This is a genomic window from Actinomycetota bacterium (assembly GCA_018333515.1).
GTDB lineage: Bacteria > Actinomycetota > Aquicultoria > Aquicultorales > Aquicultoraceae > Aquicultor.
Genome location: JAGXSZ010000005.1, coordinates 159410 through 170673, shown reverse-complemented (window position 1 = coordinate 170673; position 11264 = coordinate 159410). Strand labels below are relative to the sequence as shown.

At 53.0% G+C, this 11264-nt stretch carries 10 protein-coding genes; 8 read left to right on the top strand and 2 right to left on the bottom strand.

Annotated features, from left to right (window positions below; all coding sequences use genetic code 11):
• The 5 genes from KGZ93_01630 to KGZ93_01610 all read left to right on the top strand — a co-directional run.
• Positions 1-699, top strand: a 699-nt coding sequence (locus KGZ93_01630) for a hypothetical protein (protein ID MBS3908328.1), incomplete at its 5' end; no start/stop codon positions are given.
• Between the two features lie 68 nt (positions 700-767).
• Positions 768-1967 carry a hypothetical protein gene (locus KGZ93_01625; GenBank protein MBS3908327.1) on the top strand — a complete coding sequence of 400 codons (1200 nt, stop codon included), beginning with the start codon at positions 768-770 and terminating at the stop codon, positions 1965-1967.
• Between the two features lie 483 nt (positions 1968-2450).
• On the top strand, positions 2451-3299 hold the full coding sequence (locus KGZ93_01620) for an arsenite methyltransferase (GenBank protein ID MBS3908326.1): 849 nt from the start codon (positions 2451-2453) through the stop codon (positions 3297-3299).
• Positions 3300-3368: 69 nt separating this feature from the next.
• A complete protein-coding gene (locus KGZ93_01615; protein ID MBS3908325.1) occupies positions 3369-4751 on the top strand; it encodes an SEC-C domain-containing protein in 1383 nt (460 codons plus the stop codon).
• A 25-nt stretch (positions 4752-4776) separates the two neighbouring features.
• Positions 4777-5520 (top strand): hypothetical protein, encoded by a 744-nt coding sequence (locus KGZ93_01610; protein MBS3908324.1) that lies wholly within the window; start codon positions 4777-4779, stop codon positions 5518-5520.
• Positions 5521-5574: 54 nt separating this feature from the next.
• On the opposite strand, the gene KGZ93_01605 is transcribed toward KGZ93_01610, so the two are convergent.
• Together KGZ93_01605 and KGZ93_01600 are read right to left on the bottom strand one after the other, a co-directional pair.
• Positions 5575-6759, bottom strand: a complete 1185-nt coding sequence (locus tag KGZ93_01605; GenBank protein ID MBS3908323.1) for a glycosyltransferase — start codon at positions 6757-6759, stop codon at positions 5575-5577.
• A gap of 197 nt (positions 6760-6956) precedes the next feature.
• Positions 6957-7454, bottom strand: a complete 498-nt coding sequence (locus KGZ93_01600) for a rubrerythrin family protein (GenBank protein MBS3908322.1) — start codon at positions 7452-7454, stop codon at positions 6957-6959.
• Positions 7455-7798: 344 nt separating this feature from the next.
• Between KGZ93_01600 and KGZ93_01595 the strand changes: the two genes are divergently transcribed.
• The 3 genes from KGZ93_01595 (at position 7799) to KGZ93_01585 (ending at position 11158) form a co-directional block, all read left to right on the top strand.
• Complete coding sequence (locus KGZ93_01595) at positions 7799-9331, top strand: GGDEF domain-containing protein (protein ID MBS3908321.1); 1533 nt, start codon at positions 7799-7801, stop codon at positions 9329-9331.
• Positions 9332-9529: 198 nt separating this feature from the next.
• Entirely contained in the window at positions 9530-10162 is a 633-nt protein-coding gene (locus KGZ93_01590) for a hypothetical protein (GenBank protein ID MBS3908320.1), read from the top strand.
• Between the two features lie 480 nt (positions 10163-10642).
• A complete protein-coding gene (locus KGZ93_01585; protein MBS3908319.1) occupies positions 10643-11158 on the top strand; it encodes a hypothetical protein in 516 nt (171 codons plus the stop codon).
• Positions 11159-11264: the final 106 nt, after the last annotated feature.

Here is an 11264-nt window from a genome sequence, read left to right as displayed (position 1 = left end):
CGTGAGTGCCACGCGGTCCACCGCGCGGCGGGCAAGTTCAAGTTGCTCCGCTCGGACACCAGGTTCGAGGCGTGCGATTGGTGCCACGGCACCGGCGCGGGAAGCGGATACAACATCCAGATGGACAACGACGACGCCTTTACCACCGAGTACAACGTCGGCCACACCATGGGCTTCGGCATAAGCACCGGCAAGTGGAAAGCGCCGGACGACACCTACCCCGCATTTACGCCTAACTACTGGCAGGGCGGTTTCTCCTGCTTCGACTGCCACAGCCCGCACGCCAACCCGCGAAGGATGCTCGGGTATGATAACCAGGGGCAGGTTAAAGGGCTGGCGTGGGCTGAGGCTGGGTATTACGGCGGGCAGACAAGATACTATAGTATTGTCAATCCGGGGCACGGTAGTGCTACCGACCCTCCGGGGGACAGCATATCTTGTATTGACTGCCACAAGAAAGTTGTAGACGGCTCTGGCAACTTCGTGTCCGGCACCCCTTCAGCGGTGCCGATATATCAGGCAGGTAGCTGGCTGTTGATTAAAAACGCCGATTGTAAAATAGCTGAAACCAGCGAGGTCGTCAGTTACTATTACGCCAGTGACTTAATTTTAAATTTTTATCTCGTATCTCACTTGCATGAGCTTGTGACACGCTTATTAGCAATTCAGATAATTAATCGCCGGAGCAATACAAGCTGAGCGACGCCCTGGAAACACCCGGCACTATTGAGACTACGCAAATTATCGCCGGCCAAGAAATAAGTGATATGATTTTTGCGTACAGCCAAATAATCAATGGGGAACCAACGGTTACGGCGGGTCAACTCCATCAGTATGACGCCGGTCGGGCGTACCCGGTAAACAAGGTGCCGATCGATTGGAACACCCCGATCGGTATCGCGAAAGCCGCGGATGGTAATTCCGGCTTTGACATGCGAAGCGCGATTCCAGGTGAGCCGAGCCATTCGTTAATCTGGAACATCAACGAGTTTTGTTCCGATTGCCACGATGGTAACACGGGCTTGCATACGGTGGCCGCGCCTATCTTTAGTGAAGACCGCGCGTTGAGAGCGGTCGCCAATAACAGCACCGCGCCGGACAACTGGAGAAACAGCTATGATATAGCATACGGCCACGATGCGAATCCGCGTCACTGCGGTCGACAGATGCGGTTTAATCCGGAAGACGCAACCGTATTTGGACCACATTGTAGAAACTGCCATAAGGGTTCGAGCGGTTGCGGAAGGTGTCACAGCGAAAGCAGCGGAGCGGGGGGCAGCGTACTTGGGGCCATCTATCCAAAACAAGATCCACCCTCGCCTTATTACACATTGGAACAAGCGCTGGCAGTTAGCGCGAACAATAACCGTGACAGAGCGGGTCCTATATTGAAACAGGACCTGATTACAGGTGAATGGGTATGGGTTGATTCGTATCCCGGAGCACAGGGGCAATCGATGTATCATGTCAAAGAAACGCTCACAAAAGAGAAAAACATCGTTTTCGACTCCAGTGGCTTCGCCATGCACGGAACGCCGGTAAATGCGGGTTTGCCTCATCTCAGCTTCATGTACAAGAAGTCGCGAACGGCGAACTGGTATAAAGACTGGAGAACGTCGACAGGTTACGTGAAGATGGGCGAGGTGATGAAGACCGGCGTCGAGGTAGGCTCCGGTGTTGACTGCTCGGACGACGGCTTTAGCTGGCTGCACCGTACGCTCGGCTGGAAGATGCTCAAGGACGACCTCTTCGGGCTTAACTTAGACGGTACGCCGGTCGCGGTCGGTCAAACCAGGAGCTATGGCGGCACCAACTATGTCGCCCACGACCTCGACAGTGTCTGTTTGGACTGCCACAACCCGACGGTTTGGAGGGCGACGAGCGCTTCTAACTACACCGATAAGCCAGGCGCGGCTAACACGGCAGACGACCACAATGACGAGCTGCTGACAAGAGGTTTGCCGTAAGGCAAAGCATGCGCTTGCAACATAGCGGCAAAGAGCGCACTCAAATACAAGAGCAAACACAAAAGACCCACTGCTAAGCAGCGGGTCTTTCTTTTACGATGTCAGCGATGTCGGCGCCAAGATAATTGGCTCCTGAATCGGGCAGGCGACTAAACCGCTAAACCTAAACCGCTAAACCTAAACCGCTAAACCTAAACCGCTAAACCTAAACCGCTAAGCGCCCGACCGCTATGGTCGGCTTGTATGTCGCGATTGAGCGTGTTTTGAACCGCAAGTCACGCACTATTATTTTAATATCATCTAAAGTGCGCGCGAATAGCGCCCGGGATACTGCTTTGTTATATAATGGACACATCGCGTCAATGAGTTAGCCGGGGAAAGCCGGGGGACGCTCGGCTCCAAATGGGGCGACTGGTTATTAGCCGCAGGACGCTCGGCTCCAAATGGGGTGACTGGTTATTTAGCCCGAGAGAGGTGTTCGTGTTGGAGAAGGACGACGTAAGGAAGATAGTGCGTGAAGGTTACGCGAAGATAGCACAGCTCGAGGAGTCGTGCCGCGGGCCGGCGCCGGCCTCGGCGCAACAAAGCTCATGCGGCTGTGGTTGCGGTAGCCCACAGGAATCGATTAGCAGACAGGTGGGCTACACCGATGAGGATATAAACGCGGTTCCCGATGGAGCCAACCTGGGGCTGGGCTGCGGCAACCCGATAGCGCTCGCTTCGCTCAAAGAGGGCGAGGTCGTGCTCGACCTCGGCGCGGGCGGGGGCTTCGACTGTTTCCTCGCCGCGCCGAGAGTGGGGGAGAGCGGTCGCGTCATCGGTGTCGATATGACCCCGGAGATGCTCGAAAAAGCACGCGCCAATGCGCGCAAGGGCGGTTTTGCCAACGTCGAGTTCAGGCTGGGCGAGATAGAACACCTGCCGGTCGCCGACAACGCGGTCGATGTCATCATCTCGAACTGCGTCATTAACCTATCCCCCGACAAACAGCGGGTCTTCGACGAGGCTTTCCGGGTTCTCAAACCCGAAGGCAGGCTGATCGTATCCGACATTGTTTTACTCGCCGAACTGCCCGATTTTATCAAAGACAGCATAACCGGCTACGTGAGCTGCCTCTGCGGCGCTGTCATGCGCGACGAGTATCTCGCCTTGATGGAGAAGGCCGGTTTTACCGGTGTCGAGATATTAGAGGAGACCGCCTATCCGGTGGAGAAACTGATAAGCGGGCCGGCGATTCAGGCTATCATCGAAGACCTCGAGATAACCGATGAGCGCCTATCGTCGATCGCGGCGACGGTGCTTAGCGCCAAGGTCTGCGCGTATAAGAAATAGTACAATGAGCATGGCCTTGTATCGCCTTGCATTCCCTTACCGGGCGAGGATTTCTAAAGGACAAACTAGATGTCAGGAGTAGGTAGAAACGAGTCTTGCCCGTGCGGAAGCGGCAAGAAACTCAAAAAGTGTTGCGGGGCGCGACCTTTCGCTGAGATAAAACCGGAGGCCTCGACGAAGCAGCGTCAGGTCGATGCGATACTCACGTACCTGAGCAAGCGTCATCGCGAGGCCGTAGAAGACGCCTACGAGGTATTCTTCGACGAGTTCGACCCCGAAGAATATCTCGACGACGGCTTGCGGAATATGGCGATGATAAATTTCTGGGACTGGGTCGTCAGCGACGCGCCGGCCGACTACGACGACCCGGAAAGCGGAACAACGCTGCTCGACTTCTATATCGACGAGAACCGTAAAGACCTTGCCGAAGATGATTTGCGCGTTCTCGATAAGCTAAGAAATTCATACTTGAGTCTCTACGAAGTCGCCGGGGTCTATCCCGAGGAGGGGTTACTATTTGAAGATCTGCTCCTTGGCGGGTCGTGCAGAGTCCGCGAGCGCACAGCCACCCGCTATCTGAATAAATGGGATATAATCGCCGTGCGCCTGCTTGAGATAGACGGTGAGTGGGCTATGTCGGGGAGTATCTACTCTTACCACCGGCACCGCAAGGAGTATATCCTCGATGAACTTAAAGGCGATTTCGAACTCATCGCTTGCGAGCACCCCGACCTAACCATGCGTGAGTTCCTTAAGGAAAACGGCGACCTCTTCAACTACTTCTGGTACGAGCCGCTTCTGTATCCCGAACTGCCGCGGATAGAGACCTCCAGCGGCGAACAGGTCATAATCTCAAAAGCACGCTTCGATGTGGCGGACAAGGATGCGCTAATCACCGCCCTCGCCGCAATCGACGGTTTCGAGCGGCAGGAAGACGCCTTCGCGTGGGTGGGTGAGACCGAGCATATGGATGGCTTGTGCCTCCTGGGGCAGGTTGTCTTCGAAGGAGACCGGCTCGTTCTCGAGACCAACTCCAGAGAGCGCTTAGAGAAGGGAAAAGCGCTCATTAGCGAGCATGCCGCTGGTCTGGTTATGCATAAGGCCGACGAGTTTCAAGATATTCTGCAAGCGCTCGAGGACCGGAAATCCGGCATTCATGCGGCCAGAGACGATGCTGCCGCTGATGCCGACGATATCCCGCCGGAGATGCGGCAGCAGATATACGAGCAGTTTATGCGGGGATATTATGAGAATTGGCTCGACGAGCGCATCCCGATGCTGGACGGCAAGACGCCGCTTGAGGCGGTAAAGACCGCGGACGGCAAGGAAGGTGTTGTCGAGACGCTAAAATCCATCGAAAATGCCGAGCTTCGCAACAAAAAGCAGGGGCAGCCGCATGTCGATATCGCGTGGCTGTGGGAGCGCCTCGGCCTGGAGCGTCCGGAGGCTTAACCGAGAATCCAAGGAGACATAATATATGAAACTTTCCAGCTGGCAGATACGCATGGGCTTGTCGTTGATTTGTTTGTCCGCCGCCGCCTATACTATTCATTACTTTATTTTTCGAGACGCGCACCACATCTTTATATATATGGTGGGGGATATCGCATTTGTCTTTACTGAGGTATTGCTGGTCAGCATGGTATTACACCAACTGATGGAAGCAAGGGCTAAGTCGGTTATGTTGCGGAAGCTCAATATGCTCATCGGAGTATTCTTTAGCGAAATCGGGACAAAACTGATGGCTTACTTTTCAGACCTCGACCCCGACCTCGATGCCATCAAGAACGACCTCATTGTTACGAATGACTGGGCCGAACAAGATTTCAAGGAGACCGGAAACCTTCTCAAGAAGTATGATTACAAGGTCGATGCCGATAGCATTGACTTGGATTACCTGCGCGAATTTTTCTCCGAAAAGAGCGATTTTCTATTGAGATTGCTGGAAAACCCGAACTTATTGGAACATGAATCCTTCACCGAACTTCTCCAGGCTATCTTCCATTTAAACCAAGAGCTTCAAGCCAGGGATAATCTGAACATATTGCCGGAGAGCGACCGCGGGCACTTAGCCATAGACATAGAGCGGATATATGCGCTCATCGTCTATGAATGGCTCGATTATATGAGCCACTTGAAAAGCGATTACCCCTATCTGTTTTCGCTCGCTATGAGGGCAAATCCATTCGACCAGAGCGCGTCTCCCGTGGTGCTTAAGTAATCTTAGCCGGCTTTATGGCAGCTTAAATGAGCGGTTTTAAGCGACATATTCTTGTTAACGCGCCGCGGCGGCACTGACCGAATTCGAGCGCCTCGCGTGCTCCGCTATCGCCAGCTCATACGCCGCCAAGAGCGTTGTCGTCGAGCGCTCTACGCCGAATCGAGCCGCCCCGGCCCGGGCGTTCCGCGCCATTCTTTCCCGGAGCGCCGTATCGCCGAGCAGGCGGGCGAGTGCCGACGTGAAATCTTCGAGAGTCTCTTCGGTTAAGAGGCCGTCCTCACCGTCTGTGACGATATCGCCGGTGCCCATCGCCGTGACCGCCACGACCGGCAAGCCCGACGCGAGAGCCTCCATGATGGTGAGCGGGTGGACCTCGGTCGTCGAAGCCGTAGCGAAGAGGTCTGCCGCCCGGTATACCTTCGGCATCTCGTCGTAGGCTATGGCGCCGAGCATCACGACATCTTCATCCAGCCCCCGCGCCGTCACCATCTTGCGGAAGTTTTCCTCTTGCGGGCCGCTCCCCGCGACGACCAGATTTATCTTAGATCCAGCCGTTTTACCGAGCAGGCCTTTGAAGCTATCGAGCAAGAAATCGAGGTTCTTTTCGAGCGCGATGCGCCCCGAATAGAGGACAACCGTTGTATCCGGCTCGAGGCCGAGCCATTTTTTCGCACCGCGGCGGTCGAGTTTAAGGTCGGTGAATTTGGCGGTAGCTATGCCATTCGGCACCACACTGATAGGTCGTGTTACTTGCTGTGCCCTAAGATAGCGGCTGATACCCTCCGAGGGCGCCACGATGAGGTCGCATTGGTGAATAAAGCCGGTAACGTAGCTCTCGAGCGCTCCCCGCAACATGCCGCCGACAAGCGGGATATAGTGGGAATACCGGGTGTACTGCGTGTGGTTGGTAAAGACCAACGGCTTATTATGGCCGCGCGCCATGGTCAGCGCATGACGACCCATGACAAAGGGGTGATGGACATGTATTACATCCAGCGTCGCGGCGACGGCACGCTGGCTTCTGGTCAAGGGTAAAGTAAGTCCATACCCCGGGTAAGCGGGATGACCTATCGAACGGCAAGCGATAAGGCCCCTTTCACCGTTTTCGTTTCCGGTGGCCGGGGTAAAAACAAAAACTTCATGGCCCCTGCTTTCAAGGGCGTCTTTGAAGTTAAGGATTGAAAACACGACCCCGTTGATGACGGGGCGGTAACACTCCGTAACGATTCCTATTTTCATAGCTCCCTGAAGGTCTAGGATATTTCGGCTTGTGGTCTTTGCGCAAAAATCAGGACCCGACAACATATATTCTAACATAGCTATTCTACCACAACGTGATTATATCGGTCGCGAAACAAAAAAGTAACAAAAAACGCGGAACCCGCTCTAACCGGCCTCCGCGCTCTTTGTGGATGTACTTCTCTCGTCTATCTAATCTAGTCTATTTTTTTAAAGAACTTCCGCGTCCAGCCGCATACCGGGCACTTCGCAGGTGCTTCGTCGATGTGGACGTGCCCGCAGTTCTGACAGACCCAGTACTCTACGGCGGGGGCACCCGCGAGGTCTGACAGCATTTCGCCGAAGAGCTTAGCATGCTCTTTCTCAACGGCATTGGCGTTTTCAAAGCTCATCTTAGCATCTTTTTCTTCCTCGCCAGCTGCGGCCTCGATCATCCTCGGATACATACTCTGGAACTCGTAGTTCTCGCCGTCGATCGCTTCCTTGAGGTTCTCTTCGGTGGTACCGACCTTGCCTATGGCCGCGATGTGTTTTAAGGCATGGACGGTCTCGCTATCGGCGGCCGCCCGCAGAAGCTTTGCCGCCTGGCTAAAGCCCTCTTTATCGGCTTGCGCCGCGAAGGCCAGATATGTCCGGTTGGCCTGCGACTCACCGGCAAAGGCTTCCTTAAGGTTTTTTAGTGTCTCCTCGTTCATGTGTCCTCCTTGTCATACGCTTGCTTTCCATACAAATTATATGTGATGCGCGATGTCGTTGACATAGCCTTTTTGAACATCTTTTTCAGCGCGCCGTGTTCGAATTTATATCGTATACTCTTTATTGCCCGGTAGGCGTGAGAATATGCCTAACTACGAAACTGTTTTTGAAACCTTTATATAAAGCGTTCATTCATCGACCGCCCCACCTCAAGTCGCCCCATCTTACGCTGGGCGAAATAAAATATGACATGCGTGATATTAAGCATAAAGCCGGTGGTTAATCGTGCCGATATAAAGTCATGCTCATTGTCGAGTGAAAACTTTTTCCAGAGGTAAGCATTTTGCGGATAGATAAATTCGATGGTCGAAAACGGAAGTCGCTCAAGGCGAGGCTGATTATGCTTCTGACTTGGATGATACTTCCCTTCATAATATTCTCCGCCTACAAGGCATACGATATTAACAGTAAGCTTGAAAGAGACGCGCAAGTCGAGAGCTTGAATTTGGCGCGAAGCATCTCACAGAGTATCGATGACTACATCGGCGCGACCGGTGATTTACTCATATCCATCTCGAACCACAACGACGTGCGAACTCAGGACTACGCCGCTATCAATGAGTGGTTTAAGAGGATAGGGCCCGACTACCCGTATTACGTAAACATCATCTTCGTCGACATGAGGGGTGATATTAAAGCTTTTGTAAAGCAGACCAAGGGCGCGAAGCGGGGCCAGGTCAACGTCAGCGATGCCGTCTACTATAAGCGGGCGACCACGGCGCCCTCGCTGTCCATCGGCGATTTCATGTACAGCAGGCTGACGGGTCTACCGGTCGTCCATGTAACGCATCCTGTCTTTAATATGGAAGGTGAAAGGGTAGGCTTGGTCGCCGCGTCGTTCGACCTTACTAAAATACAGCACAAACTTATGGTGTCTAACGTGCCGAAACACAGCGTGGCGACGGTCTTCGACGACAAGGGCGTCGTTATCGCGCGGAGTGGTAACCCCGATAAATGGGTGGGCGCGGATGTTCGCGACAAGCCGTTCTTTAAACTTATGAGCGGCAAGTCGGAGGGCGATATTAAGGCGGCGGGCTTGGACGGAACCGTGCGCTTATTCGGGTATGCTTCGACGACGCGCGTGCCGTGGCGCGTGAGCGTCGGCGTCGATCGCGATTACGTTTATTCGCAGCTAAGAAAAGAACTCGCTTATCATTTTATGGTATTCATACCGTTATTGCTTATAGCCCTGTTCGGCTGGATATGGATTGGCCGGGACGTCAATAAACTTCACGCCCAGACCGAGTATCTAACGCTCGTCGACCCGCTTACCGGATTGTACAACTGCCGCAAGCTAAATAATGATCTCGATTTCGAGCTTAAGCGGTCGAGCCGGAGCAAAGGCGAATTAGCCTTTGCGATGGTCGATATCGACCACTTCAAACACTATAACGACAACAATGGGCACCAGGAAGGCGATGAGGCGCTCAGGCGCATAGCGGGTATTTTGAACACAACCGTTCGTGACACCGATACCGTCTATCGTTGTGGCGGCGAAGAACTCTGCGTGCTGCTGCCGGGTACGGACGCTAAGGGCGCCGCATCGGTAATGGAGCGCGTTCGCCACGAGGTGGAAACGGCCAAATTTATAGGTCAAGAAAAGCAGCCGTTGGGCAACCTCACAATATCGATTGGCGTCGCCGCGTATCCCTCGCATTCTATATGTAAAGACGGCCTAATCAAGTGCTCCGATGTCGCCCTTTACGAATCCAAGAGTACCGGCAGGAATCGGTTGGAGGTATATTCAAGCGGCGAATCAAGCGGCGAATCGGCTCCGACCGAGCAGAAAACCTCGTATTCGAACCAGTGCGTCTAAAGCCCCTTTCTGTGATTGTCGCACATTGCTCTTCCACACGCGTGCTATCAGCTCCGTCTGAACACCTTTAGATGCTAGATTTCGCATTTTGCGCGTCAATGTCTTACAATAGCACCAGAACGGTTTAACGGATGCGCCGGCGACGCTAAAGACTTTTCTCATAGCTCGTTTCGCCGTTAGTTATCTGGAGGTTAGGACTTGGACAACGAAAGCGGCCTCTTAAATGGGCAGGGAGCCGATGAAGAAAGGCCAAAGACGCTGCTTGGTTGGGTCAAAACGATCTCTCCCGTCATCAGAATTTTAGGCGTCGCAAGCTTTATTATTATCTTAAGCAATGTACTAATAATCGCCTACGTCAGCTCCGTGACGACAAACGTCAGTGTCGATTCCGGCGGTGAAAACGAGGCTTCGGTCGATGGGCGGCCCGCCGATTCGCGTGAGCCGATGAAAGAACTCGATTACGAAAAGCATTTCATCGACTACTACGAGAAGTCGATGCTCTTAAGCGGGCGTTTGCTCCAGCTGTCAAATTTGGAAGTAGAGCGGGCCGGTGATTGGCACAAGGAGCTATCCGTAGACATAACACTCTTAAAAACACTTGCCAATAATGCGCAAGAGGCAGTACCGCCGGCCTCGCCCGGCTACCAGGCGATTCATGAAATCTACCTCGAAGCCTTTGTCGATTTCAAGTGGGCCGCGGACAACCTGATCGCGGCGTCGGCGGAGAATGATAAAGCGCTTCAGAAAAGATGTATTCAGAGGCTGAACAAGGGCAGGGCGCGCATGAATGACGCGGTTAAAAGCCTGAAGGATGTATATAGCAGAGACTAGTCTTAATGAGCACCGTTGCTTCTTAGAGGCGCTTCGCATGCTTCTCGGTGAGGTCGATTTCCGGTAAGGACCGGGGTTGAGTGCGGCGGATAAGGCTACCTACCTCCAACTGATATTCTTCAAATTACTCTCTGTGTATTGCCGTGTTTTATGTTCTATGCTAACTTAAAAGTCAAGCCCTTGTTTATGAGTGCGAGTGTTTCTAAAAAAATTTCAAGAGTTGTCTTGCAGCAAAAACATGCCTCTGTTTTTGTCAACGCCTAAGAAATGACCGACTTAATGCTCGGTCGTTTCTGTTTATAACCCACGTAATTGCACTTAATCGGCGGACATATCTTAATTGGGCAGCAGGAATAATGCGTCGCTTAGCGAATAGAATAATAGCGTCTCCAAGAGGGAGTTCTTTCGGCTCTTATATTTGTGGTGCGAGCGGGAATCGAAGGTTTATGACCATAGGGTTGGCAAAGAACGGAGGAGTGTATGGACTTGAAGAAAGTCGTGGTAGCGTTAGTTGCCTTGATGTTGGCGGCTGTGGCGGCCGGCTGTGGAGGCGTTTCCGAAAAGGTCGGGCAGAAAGCCGCAGAGAAGTTGATTGAGGAGGGAACCGGCGGCAAAGTCGATATTAAGGGAGACAATGTTACTATCAAAACGAAAGAGGGTGACGCCGAAGTCAGCATCGGCTCCAAGAAACTCCCTGATGGGTTCCCGAAAGACTTCCCGGTCTACAAAGGGGCCGAACTCGAAGGCGCGATGTCGACGAAACAGGGTGGTCAAACATCGATGATCGTCACATTTACGAGCAAGGATGATTTCGCTAAGGTCGTCGAGTTTTACAAAGACAAAGAACAATTAGGCGGCTATGATGTGGCGAGCACGCTCGACTTTAACGAAGCTTTCACGCTAGGCCTTAAGAAAGGTGAAACGGACGCCGGCTCGGTCATGATAGGGAAGAACGATAACGATACTTCAATCGTTATAACGCTGGTAGCAGAGTAGTTGCTGGAAATCATCATCGTGTAGGATTTTTGTTGTAGGCTCGAATGGCTGTGGCTATGGAAAGCATAGCTCAAGAAAACGCATAGCTCATTAATTGAAAGGCCCG